The organism is Luteimonas sp. A482 (assembly GCF_054072655.1).
In genome coordinates, this window is sequence record NZ_JBSVRO010000005.1 from 166,390 (window position 1) to 184,400 (window position 18,011).

At 69.4% G+C, this 18,011-nt stretch carries 14 protein-coding genes; 4 read left to right on the forward strand and 10 right to left on the reverse strand.

The window, feature by feature from the left end:
- Nucleotides 1–32: 32 nt before the first annotated feature.
- From mutS to glsA, 3 genes are all read right to left on the reverse strand, one after another.
- Nucleotides 33–2,603: a DNA mismatch repair protein MutS gene (mutS, locus tag ACW5DW_RS14305; protein WP_457019785.1), complete on the reverse strand. Its 2,571-nt coding sequence runs from the start codon at nt 2,601–2,603 to the stop codon at nt 33–35.
- A gap of 207 nt (nt 2,604–2,810) precedes the next feature.
- Complete coding sequence (locus ACW5DW_RS14310) at nt 2,811–4,460, reverse strand: MFS transporter (protein ID WP_457019786.1); 1,650 nt, start codon at nt 4,458–4,460, stop codon at nt 2,811–2,813.
- Between the two features lie 51 nt (nt 4,461–4,511).
- Nucleotides 4,512–5,522 (reverse strand): glutaminase A, encoded by a 1,011-nt coding sequence (gene glsA / locus ACW5DW_RS14315; protein WP_457019788.1) that lies wholly within the window; start codon nt 5,520–5,522, stop codon nt 4,512–4,514.
- A gap of 412 nt (nt 5,523–5,934) precedes the next feature.
- Between glsA and ACW5DW_RS14320 the strand changes: the two genes are divergently transcribed.
- On the forward strand, nt 5,935–8,616 hold the full coding sequence (locus tag ACW5DW_RS14320) for a TonB-dependent receptor (RefSeq protein WP_457019790.1): 2,682 nt from the start codon (nt 5,935–5,937) through the stop codon (nt 8,614–8,616).
- 219 nt (nt 8,617–8,835) lie between these two features.
- On the opposite strand, the gene ACW5DW_RS14325 is transcribed toward ACW5DW_RS14320, so the two are convergent.
- Complete coding sequence (locus ACW5DW_RS14325) at nt 8,836–9,243, reverse strand: RNA-binding S4 domain-containing protein (RefSeq protein ID WP_457019792.1); 408 nt, start codon at nt 9,241–9,243, stop codon at nt 8,836–8,838.
- A 249-nt stretch (nt 9,244–9,492) separates the two neighbouring features.
- Between ACW5DW_RS14325 and ACW5DW_RS14330 the strand changes: the two genes are divergently transcribed.
- Nucleotides 9,493–10,968: an MATE family efflux transporter gene (locus ACW5DW_RS14330; RefSeq protein WP_457019794.1), complete on the forward strand. Its 1,476-nt coding sequence runs from the start codon at nt 9,493–9,495 to the stop codon at nt 10,966–10,968.
- A 55-nt stretch (nt 10,969–11,023) separates the two neighbouring features.
- On the opposite strand, the gene rplS is transcribed toward ACW5DW_RS14330, so the two are convergent.
- The 6 genes from rplS to ffh form a co-directional block, all read right to left on the reverse strand.
- Entirely contained in the window at nt 11,024–11,452 is a 429-nt protein-coding gene (rplS, locus tag ACW5DW_RS14335) for a 50S ribosomal protein L19 (RefSeq protein ID WP_457019795.1), read from the reverse strand.
- Between the two features lie 139 nt (nt 11,453–11,591).
- A complete protein-coding gene (gene trmD / locus ACW5DW_RS14340) occupies nt 11,592–12,338 on the reverse strand; it encodes a tRNA (guanosine(37)-N1)-methyltransferase TrmD (protein WP_457019797.1) in 747 nt (248 codons plus the stop codon).
- 190 nt (nt 12,339–12,528) lie between these two features.
- Nucleotides 12,529–13,041, reverse strand: a complete 513-nt coding sequence (gene rimM, locus ACW5DW_RS14345; protein WP_457019799.1) for a ribosome maturation factor RimM — start codon at nt 13,039–13,041, stop codon at nt 12,529–12,531.
- A gap of 34 nt (nt 13,042–13,075) precedes the next feature.
- Complete coding sequence (rpsP, locus tag ACW5DW_RS14350; RefSeq protein ID WP_457019801.1) at nt 13,076–13,333, reverse strand: 30S ribosomal protein S16; 258 nt, start codon at nt 13,331–13,333, stop codon at nt 13,076–13,078.
- Nucleotides 13,334–13,515: 182 nt separating this feature from the next.
- The gene (locus tag ACW5DW_RS14355) at nt 13,516–14,319 is read right to left on the reverse strand and encodes an aminotransferase class IV family protein (protein ID WP_457019802.1); all 804 of its coding nucleotides are present in this window, start codon (nt 14,317–14,319) and stop codon (nt 13,516–13,518) included.
- A gap of 177 nt (nt 14,320–14,496) precedes the next feature.
- Entirely contained in the window at nt 14,497–15,867 is a 1,371-nt protein-coding gene (gene ffh / locus ACW5DW_RS14360; protein ID WP_457019804.1) for a signal recognition particle protein, read from the reverse strand.
- A gap of 112 nt (nt 15,868–15,979) precedes the next feature.
- On the opposite strand from ffh, the gene ACW5DW_RS14365 reads away from it, so the two are divergent.
- Complete coding sequence (locus ACW5DW_RS14365) at nt 15,980–16,768, forward strand: cytochrome C assembly family protein (protein ID WP_457019805.1); 789 nt, start codon at nt 15,980–15,982, stop codon at nt 16,766–16,768.
- An 85-nt stretch (nt 16,769–16,853) separates the two neighbouring features.
- A complete protein-coding gene (locus ACW5DW_RS14370; RefSeq protein ID WP_457019806.1) occupies nt 16,854–18,002 on the forward strand; it encodes a PLP-dependent cysteine synthase family protein in 1,149 nt (382 codons plus the stop codon).
- The last annotated feature ends 9 nt before the right edge of the window (nt 18,003–18,011 follow it).

The following is an 18,011-nucleotide window of genomic DNA, read 5'->3' on the forward strand; positions in this document are numbered from 1 at the left end:
AGGTCTCCGGAAATGGCGCGCGGCGCGGGCGGCTACTGTATCCCCTTGAGCCGGTACAGCGCCTCCAGCGCCTGCTTCGGGGTGAGTTCGTCCGGATCGATCGAGGCCAGTGCCTCCATTGCCGCCGAGGACTGCGCGAACAGCCCGAACTGCTGCGGCTGGTCGATGCGCTCGGCCGACATCGGCGCCGACGTGGTCGCACCGTCCCCGCGCTGCTCGAGTTCGGCCAGGCGCCCGCGCGCATCGCGGATCACCGCCTTCGGCAGGCCGGCCAGCGCGGCCACCTGCAGGCCGAAGCTGCGGTTGGCCGGTCCGTCCTTGACCGCGTGCATGAACACCAGCGTTTCGTTGCCGTGGCCGTCGTGGTGCTCCACCGCGTCCAGGTGCACGTTGGCGATGCCGCTGCCGGGCGTGGCCAGCGCGGTCAGCTCGAAATAATGCGTGGCGAACAGCGTGTAGCTGCGGTTGCTGGCGGCCAGGTGCCGCGCGCAGGCCTCGGCCAGCGCGAGGCCGTCGTAGGTCGAGGTGCCGCGACCAATCTCGTCCATCAGCACCAGCGACTGCGCGGTGGCGTGGTGCAGGATGTAGCTGGTCTCGGCCATCTCGACCATGAAGGTCGACTGGCCCTTCGCCAGGTCGTCGCCCGCGCCGATGCGGGTGAGGATGCGGTCGATCGGTCCGATCTCGGCACGCGCCGCCGGCACGAAGCTGCCGATGTGCGCGAGCAGCACGATCAGCGCGTTCTGGCGCATGTAGGTGCTCTTGCCGCCCATGTTCGGACCGGTGATGACCAGCATGCGCAGCCCGCTCCCGTCAGGATCGCCGTCGAGCACCAGGTCGTTGGGCTCGAAGGGCTGGTCGCGCACCGCCTCGACCACGGGATGACGGCCACGCTCGATGCACAGGCCGGGTTCGGGCTTCAGCACCGGGCGCGACCAGTCCAGCGCCTGCGCGCGTTCGGCGAAGGCTGCCAGCACATCGAGCTCGCTCAGCGCGGCGGCGCATTGGCGCAGCGGTTCGAGCCTGGCGTTGAGCGCGTCGAGCAGTTGCTCGTACAGCAGCCGCTCGCGCGCCAGCGCGCGTTCGCGCGCCGACAGCACCTTGTCCTCGAAGGTCTTGAGTTCCTCGGTGATGTAGCGCTCGGCGTTGGTCAGCGTCTGCCGGCGACTGTAGTGCGCCGGCGCCCTGCCCGCCTGCGCCTTGCTCACCTCGATGAAGTAGCCATGCACGCGGTTGTAGCCGACCTTGAGCGTGGCGATGCCGGTCGCTGCCTTCTCGCGCGCCTCCAGGTCGACCAGGAACTGGTCGGCGTGGGTGCTGAGCCTGCGCAGCTCGTCGAGTTCGGCGTCATGGCCGTCGGCGAACACGCCGCCATCGCGCGCCAGCACCGGCGGTTGCTCGACCAGCGCCTGCGCCAGCAGCGAGGCTTCGGCGTCGTGCTCACCGAGCTGGCCGGACAGTTCGCGCAGGCGCGGCGCATCCAGCGGCGCCAGCAGATCGCGCAGCGACGGCAGCATCGCCAGTCCGTCGCGCAGCGTCGACAGGTCGCGCGGCCGCGCCGAGCGCAGCGCGATGCGCGAGAGGATCCGCTCCAGGTCGCCCAGCGCGCGGAAGCGCTCGCGCAGCGTGTCCTCGCAGCGGTGGTGGATCAGGGTTGCGACCGCGTCGTGGCGCAGGCGCACGGTGTCCTGCTCGCGCAGCGGCCGGTGCAGCCAGCGCCGCAGCATCCGCCCGCCCATCGGCGAGACGGTGCTGTCGAGCACGCCGAGCAGGGTGTGGCGGGTGTCGCCGTCGACGCGGGTGTCGAGTTCGAGGTGGCGGCGCGTGGCCGCGTTCATGGCGATCGCGCCATCGCCGCTTTCCACCGCGAGCGAGGTCAGGTGCGGCAGGCGCTGTTTCTGCGTTTCCTCCACGTAGCCCAGCAGCGCGCCTGCCGCGGCGATGGCCAGCGGCCGGTCCTCGATGCCGAAGCCGGTGAGATCGTGCAGGCCGAAGAAGCGAAGCAGCTGGCGACGTCCCGTGTCCGGGTCGAACAGCCACGGCGCGCGCCGACGCATACCGGTGCGCTCCTGCAGCGATGACGGCCAGCCTTCCTCGTCGGGCAGCAGCAGTTCGGCCGGATCGAGCCGGGCCAGCTCGGCCTCCAGCTGGTCCTGGTTGGCGACCTCGTTGACCAGGAAGCGCCCCGCCGACAGGTCCGCCCAGGCCAGGCCGTAACCGGCCTTGCCGCGCACCAGCGCCAGCAGCAGCGTGTCGCGCCGCTCGTTGAGCAGGGCCTCGTCGGTGACCGTGCCGGGGGTGACGATCCGCACCACCTTGCGTTCGACCAGGCCCTTGCTCGCGGCCGGGTCGCCGATCTGTTCACAGATCGCCACCGACTCGCCCAGCGCCACCAGCCGCGCCAGGTAGCCTTCCGACGCGTGGTGCGGCACGCCGGCCATCGGGATCGGTTGCCCGGCGGAACTGCCGCGCTGGGTCAGGGTGATGTCGAGCAGTCGCGCGGCCTTGCGCGCGTCGTCGTGGAACAGCTCGTAGAAATCTCCCATCCGGAAGAACAGCAGCACGTCGGGGTGCTCCGCCTTGGCGGCGAAGTACTGCTTCATCAGGGGCGTGTGTTCGGTGGCCTTGCCCGGCGCTGGGGAATGGGCGGGATCGGGGCGCTGCAAAGAGGACGGTCTCGGTGGATGGATGGAACGGCAAGTGTATGCCGCGGCGCCCGCGCGGACAGGACCGGGGGCGGGAGCGTTGCACCGCCGCCGCGGCGGGGAAGGGAACCACGGCCACGGCGGTGCATCGCCCCGCCGCCGGAATCAGGCGTCGGCCGACGCTGCTCCCCCCTTCGGGACGGGCTGCGGGTCCGGGTCGGGAATCTCGCCTGGCCGGTAGTTCGGCAGGCGGCCGGCGGGGAAGATCGCCAGCAGCGCGAAGCCGGCCATCAGCAGCAGCGCGATCTTCAACGCGCGCAGCCGCGACTCGGTGTTGATCCGGATCGCTTCGGCCTTCTGCGCCGGGGTGGCGTTGGTGGCCTCGACGAGCGCGGCAAGCTGCTCGTTGCTGACGAAAGTGATGCGGTCGAGCGGCATCTGCGCCTGCAGCTCCTCCGTCAGCTGCGGGGTGGCGGCGACGTTGCGCATCACCGCCGCGCTCAGCAGGCCCACCAGCAGCGCGCCGGCGACCGCAGTGCCCACGGCCGCGGCCAGGTTGTTGGTGGTGCCGCGCAGCGAGCCGACATCGCCGGCCAGTTCCTTGGGCGAGGAGGTCACCAGCACGTTGAACAGCAGGGTCACCAGCGATCCCTGGCCGATGCCGAACACGATCAGGCCGGCCATCACAGGCACTTCGCTCCAGTCGTTGCGGATCACGAAGGCCAGCCACAGCAGTGCGACCGCGCACAGCACGAATCCCCCCCGCCCGATCTGGCGCGGGGTGAAGCGCGTATAGAAGCGCACGATCAGCATCGCCGCGAAGAACACAGTGAGGTTGAACGGCAGCATCGCCACGGCCGTGGCCATCGGGCTGCGTCCCTGCACGATCTGGATGTACAGCGGCACCGAGAAGTTCAGCACCGCCTCCAGGGCCACCACCGTGAACATGGCGTAGACTGCGGCACGCTCCTGCGGCGAGTCGAGCACCTCCAGCGGCAGCAGCGGTGTCCTGCCCAGGCGCTCGCGCCGCCGGGTCCAGCTCAGGAACGCCTGTCCCAGCGCGACGCCGACAACGATCATCGCCGGCGCCGGCGATACGCCGAACAGGTTGAACGGCGCGCCGGGTCGCGCCAGCCCGATGCCCCAGGTGTTGAGGTTGTTGAAGCCGAAGCTGATCAGCACGATCGCCGAGGCCGCGAGCAGAACGCCGACGCCATCGATGCGCACGTCGGGGCGACCGCCGTCGGAGCGCAACCGGAAACTGAGCAGGAACACCAGCGCCGACACGGCCATCAGCAGGCCAAAGGCCGGCCGCCAGCCGATCGTCGTGCCGAGAATGCCGCCGATCAGGAACGCCGCGACGCCCGCGCCCGCGCGGGCCGAGCCCAGTGCGCCCAGCGCCGTGGCCTGCTGCGTGCCGCGGTAGTTTTCCGCGATCAGCGCCACCAGCGACGGCACGATCGCGGCGCCGGCGGCGCCGCACAGCGCCTGCGCGGTGATCATGGCGTTGGCGCTGGGGGAGAAGGTCATCAGCCCCTGCGCGGCGCCGAACAGCGCCACCGCCGCGCGGAACACGCGCAGCGCGCCGAAGCGCTGCACCAGCTTGGCGCCCAGCATCACGAAACCGGCCACGATCATCGAATAGGCGACGATGCCGGTGGCCACCACCGTGGGCGCCACCCCAAAGCTGTCGACCATGCCGCCCAGCGCGACCGGCAGCGAGGCGACGTTGTAGGACATGATCGCCTGGCCCAAGGCGATGGCGATCATCGGGACCCAGGATTCGCGTCGGTCCTGCATGTCAGTCGCGTTCATGCGAGTTCCTTTTTCTGGTGGTGCAACGGTTCCGCGCGACGCGCGCCGGGACTACGGCCAGCCGCTCGACGGCGTGGACATCAGCAGGTCAAGGCCGAGGCGCTGCGACAGGGACTGCGCGGCGAGCTGCCCGCGCACGCTGTTGCCGGCCTCGTCCAGCGGCGGTGAGAAGGTGCCGAGCCCGCCCTTTCCGGGCGACACGGTGACGATGCCGCCACCGATGCCGCTCTTGCCCGGCAGGCCGATTTCGTAGAGCCAGTCGCCCGAGGTTTCGTACATGCCCGCGGTCAGCATCACTGCCAGCACGTAGTGGCCCACGTCGGGCCTGACCACGTACTCGCGGGTGAGCGGGTTGAAGCCGCCGTTGGCGAGCGTGGCCCCCATCAGCGCCAGGTCGTGGGCGGTGACGTCGAGCGAGCACTGGCGGGTATAGAGTTCGACCGCCTCGGTCGGATCGCACCAGATCGCGCCGTTGCTGTGCAGGAACGAGGCGATCGCGCGATTGCGATGGTTGGTCTCGCTGGCCGAGGCGAACACCTCGTCGTTGAGATACAGCTCGCGTCCGGCGAAGCGCGACAGGCCGCCGCGCAGGAACTCCCATCGCTGCTCGATGGTTGCGCCGGGCGCCAGGCTGGTGGTGGCGATCGCGCCGGCGTTGACCATCGGATTGCTGCGCGCGCCGGGCTGCCGTTCGATCCCGGCCACCGAATTGAACGCATAGCCGGTGGCGTTGGCGCCGATGCGCTCGCGCGCGCCGGTGGCGCCGATCAGGTCGCAGACCAGCGCGAACACGAACGGCTTGGACACGCTCATGATGGTGAACGGGTGTGAGGCATCGCCGACCGAGAAGACCTGGCCGTCCACGCCTGCGACGCAGATGCCGAACAGATCGGGCGACACACGCGCCAGGGCCGGATACACCTGCGACACCTGCCCCTGGTCCAGGGAGGCGAAGCGGGCATGTGCGTCGATGACGAGCTGGCGCACCCGCGCCGCGTCGGGAAGGCGCCCCGTGGAGACATGGGACAGCTGCGGATCGACCAGCGGTTCGAGCAGATCCATGCTCCTCCCTCGCCGCGTTTGGCGGCAGCAGGCGTGCGCGTGCACGAAGGCCGCGCGAACCAGGCCGGCGTGGCGGCGCATGCAGCCTACTGCGGCCGGAGACGCTCCGCAACTGCGCGCCGCCAGGCGGTGCTTGGCGGTTGGCCGCGTCGCCGGTCCGGGCGGTATCCGGGCACTCCGGCGGCGCTGGGGAGGGGGCCGCCCATACGCAAACGCACGGGGCGCTTCCCATATTCCGTAATTATGTTAGGTTTTTGTTTGCTCCAGGTTTTCCGGAAGCCGGCCAGTCCCCCACGCGGGCCGTTATTTCCGAGGTCCACCCGCGGCGCCCGCCGCGGCCGGCCGCGCATCGTTGTCGCAGCATCCGCTTCGCGTCACCGCAGTGCCATTCCAACCTATTGGGGGAGTTCTCATGGCGTCAGGCCATCCGCAGCGCAACACACTTGCCGTCGCCCTGTTCTCGGCGATCGTTTCCATGGCCGCTCCGGCGGCTGCCCAGGATTCCGCAGCAGCACCGGCAGAGGAAACCAGGACCCTGGCCACCCTGACCGTGACTGCGCAAAAGCGCGAGGAAGCCCTGCAGGACGTGCCCATCTCGGTCACCGCGCTGGACGAGCAGTTGCTGCGCGATGCCAGCGTGCGCGACATCAAGGACCTGCAGATCCTGGTGCCTGGCCTCACCGTCACCAGCACCCAGAACGAGGCCATCACCACCGCCCGCATCCGCGGCATCGGCACGGTGGGCGACAACGTCGGCCTGGAATCGTCGGTGGGCGTGGTGATCGACGGCGTCTACCGGCCGCGCAACAGCGTCGGCTTCGGCGACCTCGGTCAGCTCGAGCGGATCGAGGTGCTCAAGGGTCCGCAGGGCACGGTGTTCGGCAAGAACACCTCGGCCGGCGTGATCAACGTGATCACCCGGCGCCCGGGCTACACCCAGAGCGCCGAGGCCGAGGTGACCGCCGGCAACTACGGCGCGCTCGGCGTGGCCGCCAGCTACAACGACAGCTTCAGCGACAGCGCCACGTTCAGCGTCTACGCGGCCAAGCGCAAGCGCGACGGCTGGATGGACGTGGAGACCGGCAACGGCCCGCGCACCGAGGACGAGGACTACGACCAGAACTTCCACACGCTGCGCGGCAAGCTGCTGTTCGAGCCGTCCGAAAGCCTCGAGATCCTGCTTTCGGCCGACTACACCAGTCGCGAGGAGAACTGCTGCACCGCCGTACAGACCACCGTGGGCGGCACCGCCCCGATCCTCAACGCGCTGGCCGGCGGCCAGGCTCTCGCGGCGCCTGGCGACGATCCCTTCGACCGGGTCGCCTACAGCAACCGCCCGACCACCCAGGACATCAAGGAAAGCGGCGTTTCGGCCGAGATCAACTGGGACATCGGCGCCCTGGGCGGCGCGACGCTGACCTCGATCACCGCTTCGCGCGAATGGGAGGCGATCAACGGCCTCGACTACGACTTCAGCACCGCCGACCTGCTCTACCGCAACGCCAACGAGGACGAGTCGTATACCGGCTTCGAGACCTTCAGCCAGGAGCTGCGCCTGACCGGTTCGACCGACCGGCTCGACTGGATGGTCGGGATGTTCTATGCCGACGAGGACCTGACGCGCAACGAGAGCTACCGCGTCGGCCCGCACTACGAGCCCTATGTGTCCACCCTTGTCTATACGCTGGTGGGACAGGGTCTGGCCGCCGCTGGCATTCCGCTGGACAACCCGCTGGGCATTCCGCCCGCGGCGTTCTTGTCGCAGGTGGGCGGCACGCCCTACGGCAGCGGATTCACAGGCCTGGGCGCGCTCGACCGCTACGAGCAGAACGCGAAGAGCCTGGCGCTGTTCACCAACAACACCTGGCACGCAACGGACGCGCTCGACCTCACGCTCGGTCTGCGCTACACCCGCGAGGACAAGGAACTGACCTCGGACTACAGCAACCCGAACGGCAGCCTGGCCTGCACCGGCGCACTCACCGATCAGAATCCGCTCAACCCGGGCCGTTACGCTCGGCTGCGGGCGGCACTGAGTTCGCGCAGCAGCACGTTTGCCAGCCTGCCGGCCGCGGTGCAGAACGCCATCATGACCGGGACGCCCGCCAGCCCGGGCGTTGGCCCGCAGATCGCTGGCTACATGTGCCTGCCCTGGGCCAACGCGCTGCACAACTCGCCGGCACGCGACACCTTCCAGGAGAGCGAGGAGAAGGAGTGGTCGGGCACGTTGAAGGCGGCCTACCGCTGGAACGAGAGCGTCATGACCTACCTGTCGGCCGCGCGCGGCTACAAGGGCGGCGGCTTCAATCTGGATCGCGTGCAGTCGGCCGACGGCGATTCCGCCAGCGGCGCGGGCATCACCCCGGTGCTGGATACCTCGTTCGACGGCGAGTTCGTGGACAGCTACGAACTCGGTGCCAAGACCACCTGGGCCGGCGGATCGCTGCTGCTCAACGCCACGCTGTTCCACCAGGAGTACGAGGACTTCCAGCTCAACAGCTTCCTGGGCACCAGCTTCGTGGTGCGCTCGATCCCGAAGGTCACCTCGAAGGGCGTGGATGCGGAAATCCTGTGGCAGCCGCAGGCGGTCCAGGGCCTGATGCTGCAGGGCGGCCTGATGTATGCCGACACCACCTTCGGCGACGACATCCCGGGGGTGGACTTCGTCGAGCGCACGCCGCTCAGCACCTCGGGTGCGCTGTACAAGCTGCCCGGCGCGACGATGCCGTTCGCGCCGGAGTGGTCGGGCTCGATGGCGGTCACCTACGAGTGGGACTTCAGCAACGCGATGGTCGGCCGCTTCAACATCGGCGCGAAGTACATGGGCGACTACAACACCGGCTCGGACCTTGACGTCGAGAAGCACCAGTCGTCCTACACGGTGGTCAACGCCCGCTTCGGCATTGGCGCCGAAGACAGCCGTTGGGTGGTCGAGCTCTGGGGCACCAACATCACCGACACCGACTATGTGCAGGTCGGCTTCGACGCTCCGTTGCAGGGGCTGTTCCCGGACCCGGGCAACCCGCTCAACACCTTCAACGCCTTCCCGGCGGCGCCGCGGATGTATGGCGTGACCCTGCGCGTCCGCTACTGAGTCCAGCTTCGCGTAAACCGGCCCGCGCATCGCAGGATGCGCGGGCTTTTTCTTGCGGCGCCGGAAGGATCTCCGTCGCCACGCAGTTCTGTAGGAGCGGCTTCAGCCGCGAAAGGGACTTCCGTGGGCGCGTGCCCGGTTCTCGATCGCGGCTGTAGCCGCTCCTACAGGGATTCGGGTAGGCCGGGCCGGACGGGCCGGACGAGAGGCGACCACCCCTCAACTCGCGTCGATGTCGCCCAGCGCGCGGATCAGCCGGCGTGCGCGTTTGTCCGGCTTGCTTTCCGGTGCTCGGTAGCCGGTACGCTCGGCGCGTGCGAGATCGCGCGCCGCCTCTCGCCGCAGGCGCGAGGCCTCGGACTCGGCGTAGAGCGCCTGTGCCACCGGCGCTGGTCCGCGCGTGTCCGACAGTCCCCACACCTCGAGCTCGAACACCTCGGCACCGCGTTCGATTCGCAGCGCATCACCCACGCGTACGCCACGCGCCGGCTTCGCGCGCTGGCCGCCGATCTCGACCTTGCCGGTCTCGACCGCCTGCTTGGCCAGTGCGCGCGTCTTGTAGAAACGCGCCGCCCATAGCCACAGGTCGAGCCGGACGGTATGCGCTGCGCCGGAGTGTTCGGTCATGGGCGGATTCTAGGTCCTGCCCCGTCCCAATGCCGTCGAGAACACTCGTCCCGCCACAGGTTCCGCCGGGCCGCATCGCGATCGGCGATTCACGCCCAGGCTGTTTGCCTGGCGTTCGGACCTTCATCACCATGACATCCGCTTGAGCTTGTCCGCGCATCCGCGCAATCCGCAGCGGGACCAACCCGACCGTGCGCAGCCCGGCCCCCTCTCTTCGCGCCTCAACAGCGCTCTGGCAAGATGCCGCAGATGAAATCCGGCGGACGCGATCTCACCCGGGGCCCCATCGCCCCCACCCTGCTCGTGTTCGCACTGCCGATCATGGGCGGCAACGTGCTGCAGTCGCTCAACGGCTCGGTCAACGCGGTCTGGGTCGGACGCTTTCTCGGCGAGCACGCGCTGACCGCGACCGCGAACGCCAACAACATCATGTTCTTCCTGATCGGCGCGGTGTTCGGCGTCGGCATGGCGGCGACGATCCTGGTCGCGCAGGCGATGGGCAGCCAGGACATGGTGCAGGCGCGCCGCGTGATCGGCACCAGCGCCAGCTTCTTCCTGGCCGTCTCGATCATGATCGCGCTGGCCGGGCTGCCGCTGTCGCGCGCGATCCTGGGCTGGATGGATACGCCCGCCGAGTCACTGCCGCTGGCCGAAGCCTACCTGCGCATCATCTTCCTGGCGGTGCCGTTCCTGTACATGTTCGCGTTTCTGACTGCGATCCTGCGCGGCGCCGGCGACACCCGCACCCCGTTCGTGTTCCTGCTGCTGGCAGTCGTGCTCGACATCATCATCAATCCGCTGCTGATCTTCGGCATCGGCCCGCTGCCGGAAATGGGGATCGCCGGCTCGGCGATGGCGACCTTCATCGCCAATGGACTCGCCCTGGCCGCGCTGCTGCTGTGGCTGCGCCACCGGCGCCATCCCCTGTGGATCAGCCGCCACGAACGCGCCTATTACCGGCCTGATCCCGCCATCCTGCGCGCACTGGTGGTCAAGGGCGTGCCGATGGGCCTGCAGATGATCCTGATCTCGCTGGCGATGATCATGATGATCAGCATGGTCAACGGCTACGGCGTCGAGATGACGGCCGCCTACGGCGCGACCCTGCAACTGTGGACCTACGTGCAGATGCCGGCGATGGCGGTGGGTGCGGCCTGCTCGTCCATGGCAGCGCAGAACGTGGGCGCGGGGCGATGGGATCGCGTCGATGCGACCGCGCGCACCGGCGTGCTGTTCAACTTCCTGCTGACCGGCGCGCTGATCGCGCCGATCCTGCTGTTCGACCGGCACACGCTGGCGCTGTTCCTGCCCGAGGCGAGCGGAGCCCTGGAGCACGCGCGGCACCTCAACCACATCGCGGTCTGGTCGTTCCTGTTCTTTGGCGTGACCTTCGTGGTGTCGGGCGTTGTGCGCTCGACCGGCGCGGTGCTGCCGCCGCTGCTGATCCTGGGGATCGCGCTGTGGGGCATCCGCATTCCTTTCGCCACGCTCCTGCAGCCCACGCTGGGTGCGGATGCGATCTGGTGGAGTTTTCCCGCCAGCGCCGTCTGCGCCATGGCGATGTCGCTGGCCTACTACCGCTGGGGCCGCTGGCGCGAGGCGAAGATGATGACGATCGAACCACGCGCGGTGGCAGTGCCGGCGGAAGTACCGGCGCAGACGCCGTCACCGGTTGCCGACCTCTGCCCGGAGCCGGCGCGGCACCCGGCGCGCGGCGAGGCCTGAAACGCGAACGGCCGCCTTGCGGCGGCCGTCTGCGGATCGGAAGCGGAGCGCCGGATTACTTGGCGGATTCCGCGGCCGCAGCCGCCGCAGCAGCAGCCGCGGCCTTGGCCTTGGCGTGGTGCGACAGGTCTTCCTTGATGCGCGCCTTCTTGCCTTCCAGGCCACGCAGGTAATACAGCTTGCCGGCGCGAACCTTGCCGCGGCGCTTCACGTCGACCGAGTCGATGGTCGAGCTGTGGGTCTGGAACACGCGCTCCACGCCGAAGCCGTGCGAGATCTTGCGCACGGTGAACGCGGAGTTGAGACCGGCGTTCTTCTTGCCGATGACCACGCCTTCATAGGCCTGGATGCGCTCGCGGGCGCCTTCCTTGACCTTGACGTTGACGATGACGGTATCGCCGGGGCCAAAGTCGGGAAGCTGGCGCTGCACCTGTTCGGTCTCGAACTGCTGCAGCAGGGTATTCAGGGAGGGCTTGGTGGTCATGGCGGGATCTCGTTGGAGCCTGTTGGATTCGTTATAGGCGTGGTGCACGCGGACGCACGCTCTTGGCTAGGCTGCCCACCTTGCTGGCGGGTCAGCCGCGTATTATAGCCGCAATCGGCGGCGGCGCGCCAAGACCCGCTCAGCCAACCGGGCCGGCCCCGGCCGCTTCTGCCAGCCAGCGGCGCTCTTCGGCGTCGAGTTCGGCCCCGTCCAGCAGGTCCGGGCGCCGCTGCTGGGTGCGCAGCAGCGACTGGCGCCGCCGCCAGCGCGCGATCTCGGCATGGTTGCCCGACAGCAGCACCTCCGGCACGGCGCCCAGCGCGTGCTCGACCGGCCGGGTGTAGTGCGGACAGTCGAGCAGGCCGTCGGCCTCGAAACTGTCCTGGGCGGCGGATTCCGCATCGTTCAGCGCGCCATCCTGCAGCCGGGCGACCGCGTCGATGACCACCGCCGCGGCCAGCTCCCCGCCCGACAGCACGTAGTCGCCGATCGACAGTTCCTCGTCGACCTCGGCCGCCACCAGGCGCTCGTCGACGCCCTCGTAGCGCCCGCACAGCAGGATCAGCCGCTCGCGGCCGGCCAGTTCACGGACCAGGGACTGGGTCAGCGGACGGCCCTGGGGACTGAGGTAGATGACCTTCGCCGGCGCCGGATCGGCCTCGCGTGCGGCCCGGATCGCCGCCCGCAGCGGATCGATCAGCATCACCATGCCTGGCCCGCCACCGAAGGGCCGATCGTCGACCCGGCGATAGTTGCCTGCCGCGTAATCACGCGGATTCCAGCCCTGGATCGACAGCAGCCCCCGCTCCTGCGCCCGCCCGACCACGCCGAAGCCGGCGCACTGGGCGACGAATTCGGGGAACAGGCTGATGAGTTCGATGCGCATGGTGGGCTCAAGGATCGAGATTGCGGCGGGGCGCCGGGTCAGGAATCACGCCTGGTTTCGGATCCGGCTGTCTGTCTGGACGATTGTCATCCCGAGCGCAGCGAGGGATCTGGTTTGCCGGCGACCTGGGACAAGATCCCTCGCTGCGCTCGGGATGACATCCTGATGGCGACCCTCGACCGGAGCGCCTTCAGAAATCCACGTCCCAGTCGACCGTGACGCAGCGCGCGTCGAAGTCGACCGAGACGATGTAATCGGGCAGCACGAAGGGAATCATCCGTTCGCGCTCGCCGCGCGCGACCAGCACGTCGTTGGCGCCGGTCGAAAACAGGTGCGAGACCACGCCGAAGTCGGCGCCGTCGGTGTTCAGCACGCGCAGGCCTTCCAGGTCGACCCAGTAGTACTCGCCGGGCGCCGGCGGCGGCAGTGCACTGCGCGGGACGAAGATCTCGGCGCCGCGCAACGCTTCGGCAGCGTCGCGATCGTCGACCCCGGGCAGCTGCATCACGATGCCCTTGGCGGTGCTGCGGCCGCGGGCGCCTTCCAGTTCGCGCTCGCTGCCCTGCACGGTGCGCAGGGTCAACGGCAGGTACCGGAGGATCGCCTCGGGCGGATCGCTGAAGGATTCGAGCTTCAGTTCGCCACGCACGCCAAACGCGCCGTGGATCCTGCCCATGAGGATGCGGCGCGTCTGGTCGGTCATGCTTTGCGTGGCCACGCGGCGCGCGGCCCGGACATCACGCGGCCGGGGCGACCTTGACGGTTTCGCGGTACAGGTTGCGGACCTTGTCGGTCAGCTGTGCGCCCTTCGAAACCCAGTGGTCGACACGCGCGGTGTCCAGCACGATGCGCTCTTCGGCGCCCTGCGCGACGGGGTTGTAGTAACCCAGGCGCTCGATGTTGCGGCCGTCGCGCGCGCTGCGCGAGTCGGTGACGATGATGTGGTAGAAGGGGCGCTTCTTGGCGCCGCCGCGGGTAAGGCGGATCTTGACCATGGTGGTTCTCGGTGTTGCCCAGTCGCCAGGATGGCGAGGTAAGCCGGCAATTGTAAGTCATTGACCCGAGCCGCGGAACCCCGCCAAGTGCAGCCGGCGGCACTGGGAACCCGCCGGGCCCGCGACCAACGTCGCACCTGCAAGGCCGCTACCCCGCGCGCGCCAGCGCTGTTCCGCTCCGGTCAACCGGCCAGTGGCTGCCAGGGCTGGGTGCGGAGCGCTGCCGCAAGCGCCTCCATGAGACGAGGATCCGGCCGCAGCGTGGTCTCATCGATCCCGGAGATGGGCCAGATGCCGGTGGCGTTGGCCGCGAACGCGGCGCGCATCCCGTCCAGCGCCCGCGCCTCGACCGGGACGGTCCGCTGCGCCACGCCGGTTTCGGCCAGCCCAGCCTGCAGCAGGCGCTCGGCGGTACCGCGCAGGGCGTCCGCCTGTGGCCAGACCACCTGGCCGCCATCCCAGAAGCCGATGTTCCAGACCGAGCCCTCGCTGATCCGGCCCTCGGCGTCGGTGAACAGCGCGTCGTCCACGCCTTCGCGCCGCGCCTGCCGCCGGTGCTGGAACAGCGGGAATGTGCCCACGTGCTTGAGGTGCGGCAGCGGCCGCTGGAAGGGGTAGGTCTTCACCCGGGCCGGCGCGGGGTCGGCCCGGCGCGGCGGGTTGAGCGAGACCAGCACGTCGACCGGCACGGCGCGGTCGGGTGCGGTGTAGTCGAAGCCGCGCGCGTACACGGTGACGCGCACGCTGGCGTCCTCCATGCCGGCCGCGTCGAGCGCGGCGAGGATGGCAACGCGGATGTGCGCGTCGTCGAGCGTCGCGTCGAAGAGCTCGCGGGTCGCGGACTCCAGCCGGCGCAGGTGCAGGTCCAGCCCCTGCACCGCGCGACCGCGCACCTGCATCGAGCTGAAGTGGCCGTAGTTGGCCAGGGCCAGCGCGCGCAGGTCGTCGGCGGTGGCGGGCCGGCCGTCGAGGAAGGCGAGGGTCATGCGTTCATTCCAGATCGTGTCGCCGGCGCGACCCCGGAAGCTGCCATCCCGAGCGCAGCGAGGGATCCTGTTTCCGCTGGCACCCGGGGCAAGATCCCTCGCTGCGCTCGGGATGACAACCGGATGCTGCGTGTGGGTCACAACCGGATGCTGCGTTCGGATGACACCCCGATGCCATCAGCGGAACGGCATCCGCCCCGCGCCGCCCATCATGCCCTGCAGGCCGCGCATCATGCCCTTCATGCCGCCGCGGGCCATCTTGCCCATCATCTTTTCCATCTGCTGGTACTGCTTCATCAGTTTGTTGACATCCGACGGGTGCGTGCCCGAACCGGCGGCGATGCGCGCGCGGCGCGAGCCGTTGAGCAGGGCCGGGTTGCGCCGCTCCTTCTTCGTCATCGAGCTGATGATGGCGATCATGCGCGGCACTTCCTTGCTCTGCTGCACCTGTTGCTTGAGGTGCTCGGGCACCTGGCCCAGGCCCGGCAGCTTTTCCATCAAGCTGCCGATGCCGCCCATGTTCTGCATCTGCTCGAGCTGGTCGCGCATGTCGTTGAGGTCGAACTTCTTGCCCTTGGCGACCTTCTCGGCCAGCTTCTGGGCCTTGTCCTTGTCGACCTGCTGCTCGACCTGCTCGACCAGCGACAGCACGTCGCCCATGTCGAGGATGCGGCTGGCGACGCGATCGGGATGGAACACGTCCAGGCCGTCGGTTTTCTCGCTGGTGCCGATGAACTTGATCGGCTTGCCGGTGATGTAGCGCACGCTCAGCGCCGCGCCGCCGCGCGCGTCGCCATCGGTCTTGGTCAGCACCACGCCGGTCAGGGGCAGCGCTTCACCGAAGGCCTTGGCGGTGTTGGCCGCGTCCTGGCCGGTCATCGAATCGACCACGAACAGCGTCTCGACCGGATTGACCGCGGCGTGCAGCGCCTTGATCTCGGCCATCATCGCCTCGTCGATGGCGAGCCGGCCGGCGGTATCGACGATCAGCACGTCGGCGAAGGACTTCCTCGCGTCGGCGATCGCGGCGCGCACGATGTCCACCGGCTGCTGGCCGACGTCGGACGGGAAGAACAGCACCCCGGTCTGCTCGGCGAGGGTCTTGAGCTGCTCGATCGCGGCCGGACGGTAGACGTCGGCGCTGACCACCATCACCTTCTTCTTGCGCTTGTCCTTGAGCAGCCTGGCCAGCTTGCCGACCGTGGTGGTCTTGCCGGCGCCCTGCAGGCCGGCCATCAGGATCACCGCCGGCGCCGGCACGTTGAGGTTGAGCTCGCTGGCCTGCGCGCCCATCACCGTGGTGAGCTCGTCGCGCACCACCTTGATCAGCGCCTGCCCCGGGGTCAGCGACTTGAGCACCTCTTGGCCAACCGCGCGGACCTTGATCCGTTCGACCAGCGCCTGCACCACCGGCAGGGCGACGTCGGCCTCGAGCAGCGCGATGCGCACCTCGCGCGTGGCCTCGCGGATGTTCTCCTCGGTCAGCCGGCCGCGGCCGCGCAGGCGGTCCATGGTGCCGGACAGGCGCTGGGTGAGCGATTCGAACATGGCGGAAACGTCGCGGAAAACAGGGCCGCCGAGTATAGCGGGCGGCCGCCGCGGCTCCGCTGGCTGCGGCCCGCCCGCTGCCCCGCAGCCCGGTTCGTGCGACACTTTCCCGATGCCAATCGTTCTCATTGCCGCCGTGTTCTACCTGCTGGGGGCCTGGCTGGTGGCGCGCCGCCTGCAGGTCGACCGCGCGGCCGGCGCCGGCTTCTGGCTGCTGACCGCGGTGAGTGCGGTGGCGCTGCATGGCCTGGTCCATGTCCTGGCCTGGCGCGCGGAATCCGGCCTGGACCTGCACTTTTTCTCGGCGCTGTCGCTGGTGGGCCTGGGCATGGCGGCGCTGACCACGCTCTATGCCGCCGCAGGACGCATGGGCGCGCTGGGGGTGGTGGTGTTTCCGGTGGCGGCGCTGTCGCTGCTCGGCTATGCGCTGGCCGCAGGCACGGTGGCGCGTGATCTGGACTGGCGCCTGGAGCTGCACGCCTGGCTCGCCCTGCTCGCCTACGCCGCGCTCGCCATCGCCGCCCTGCTGGCGATCATGCTGTGGGCGCAGGAGCGCGCATTGCGGCGGCGCGAATTCCACGCCTGGCTGCGCGTGCTGCCGCCGCTGACCGAGCTGGAAACGCTGCTGTTCCGCACGATCTGGACCGGCTTCGTGCTGCTGACGGCGACCCTGCTGACCGGTGTGCTGTTCGTGCAGGACTTCTTCGCCCAGCACCTGATCCACAAGTCGGTGCTCAGCATGCTGTCGTGGCTGGTGTTCGGCGCGCTGCTGGTTGGCCGCTGGCGTCGCGGCTGGCGCGGCGGCAGGGCGGTGCGCCTGACCCTGGTGGCGATGGGGCTGCTGGTGTTGGCCTTCTTCGGCAGCAAGTTCGTGCTGGAGCTGCTGCTGCAGCGCGTTTGACCGCAGGGGTCGCGGCGGTCGTTCAGCGCCCAGCCGGGCCGTGCGGGATCGGCGAGAATGAGGTCCCCCCGCCCCGTTGCGCGCCATGCCCTTCCTTGACGAATCCAGCCATCTCGCCTGCTCCGGCCACCACGCCTGGACGAGCGCCGCGATCCGCCGGATCGAGGCCGATTTCAACCGTTCGGCCGATACCCACCTGATCCCGCTGGCGCTGCCGGGCTTCCCGGGGATCGATGTCTATTTCAAGGACGAGTCCAGCCATCCCACCGGCAGCCTCAAGCACCGGCTCGCCCGGTCGCTGTTCCTGTACGCGCTGGCCAACGGCTGGCTGCATTCGGGCAGCATGGTGGTGGAGGCGTCGAGCGGCTCGACCGCGGTGTCGGAGGCGTATTTCGCGAGCCTGCTGGGGCTGCCGTTCGTGGCGGTGATCCCCGCGTCCACCTCGCCGGAGAAGATCGCGGCCATCGAGTTCCACGGCGGACGCTGCCACCTGGTGCGCGAAGCGCGCGACATCACCGCCGAGTCGGTACGGCTTGCGCGCGAAAGCGGCGGCCACTTCATGGACCAGTTCACCTACGCCGAACGTGCCACCGACTGGCGCGCCAACAACAACATCGCCGAGTCGATCTTCAGGCAGATGGACCAGGAGCCGCACCCGGTGCCGGCCTGGGTGGTGTGCAGCGCCGGCACCGGCGGCACCAGCGCGACGATTGGCCGCTACGCGAGCTACCGCGGCCTGCCGACGCGGGTGCTGTGTGCGGATCCGCAGCATTCGGCATTCCATGGCCATTACGCCGCGCTGGCGCAGGGCCAGCCGTCGCCGGCGGTGTCGGTGCCGTCGTCGAGGATCGAGGGCATCGGCCGGCCAACTCCAGAACCGAGCTTCATCGCCGGCTGCGTCGACGCGATGGTCAAGGTGCCCGATGGACTCAGCCTGGCGGCGATGCGCTACGTCAACCGCCGGCTTGGCCGTCGCGTCGGCGGGTCCACCGGCACCAACTTCGTCGGCGTGCTGCGCGTGGCGCAGGCGCTGCGCGCGCGCGGCGAAACAGGATCGATCGTCACCATCCTCTGCGACGGCGGCGAACGCTACGCCCACAGCTACTACAACCCGGACTGGTATGCGGCCGAGGGCATCGAGGTGGAGGCGGCTGACCAGGTCATCGCCGCGGTGGCCGACGGCGACGGCGCCCTGCCCGACCTGCAGCCGGTGTCGCGCCACGCGCGGCCGTAGCAGCAGCGA

Bases quoted from the DNA above. Each gene is read 5' to 3' on its own strand.
- mutS (WP_457019785.1), bottom strand. From the start codon at position 2,603: ATGAAGCAGTACTTCGCCGCCAAGGCGGAGCACCCCGACGTGCTGCTG.
- ACW5DW_RS14310 (WP_457019786.1), bottom strand. From the start codon at position 4,460: ATGAACGCGACTGACATGCAGGACCGACGCGAATCCTGGGTCCCGATG.
- glsA (WP_457019788.1), bottom strand. From the start codon at position 5,522: ATGGATCTGCTCGAACCGCTGGTCGATCCGCAGCTGTCCCATGTCTCC.
- ACW5DW_RS14320 (WP_457019790.1), top strand. From the start codon at position 5,935: ATGGCGTCAGGCCATCCGCAGCGCAACACACTTGCCGTCGCCCTGTTC.
- ACW5DW_RS14325 (WP_457019792.1), bottom strand. From the start codon at position 9,243: ATGACCGAACACTCCGGCGCAGCGCATACCGTCCGGCTCGACCTGTGG.
- ACW5DW_RS14330 (WP_457019794.1), top strand. From the start codon at position 9,493: ATGAAATCCGGCGGACGCGATCTCACCCGGGGCCCCATCGCCCCCACC.
- rplS (WP_457019795.1), bottom strand. From the start codon at position 11,452: ATGACCACCAAGCCCTCCCTGAATACCCTGCTGCAGCAGTTCGAGACC.
- trmD (WP_457019797.1), bottom strand. From the start codon at position 12,338: ATGCGCATCGAACTCATCAGCCTGTTCCCCGAATTCGTCGCCCAGTGC.
- rimM (WP_457019799.1), bottom strand. From the start codon at position 13,041: ATGACCGACCAGACGCGCCGCATCCTCATGGGCAGGATCCACGGCGCG.
- rpsP (WP_457019801.1), bottom strand. From the start codon at position 13,333: ATGGTCAAGATCCGCCTTACCCGCGGCGGCGCCAAGAAGCGCCCCTTC.
- ACW5DW_RS14355 (WP_457019802.1), bottom strand. From the start codon at position 14,319: ATGACCCTCGCCTTCCTCGACGGCCGGCCCGCCACCGCCGACGACCTG.
- ffh (WP_457019804.1), bottom strand. From the start codon at position 15,867: ATGTTCGAATCGCTCACCCAGCGCCTGTCCGGCACCATGGACCGCCTG.
- ACW5DW_RS14365 (WP_457019805.1), top strand. From the start codon at position 15,980: ATGCCAATCGTTCTCATTGCCGCCGTGTTCTACCTGCTGGGGGCCTGG.
- ACW5DW_RS14370 (WP_457019806.1), top strand. From the start codon at position 16,854: ATGCCCTTCCTTGACGAATCCAGCCATCTCGCCTGCTCCGGCCACCAC.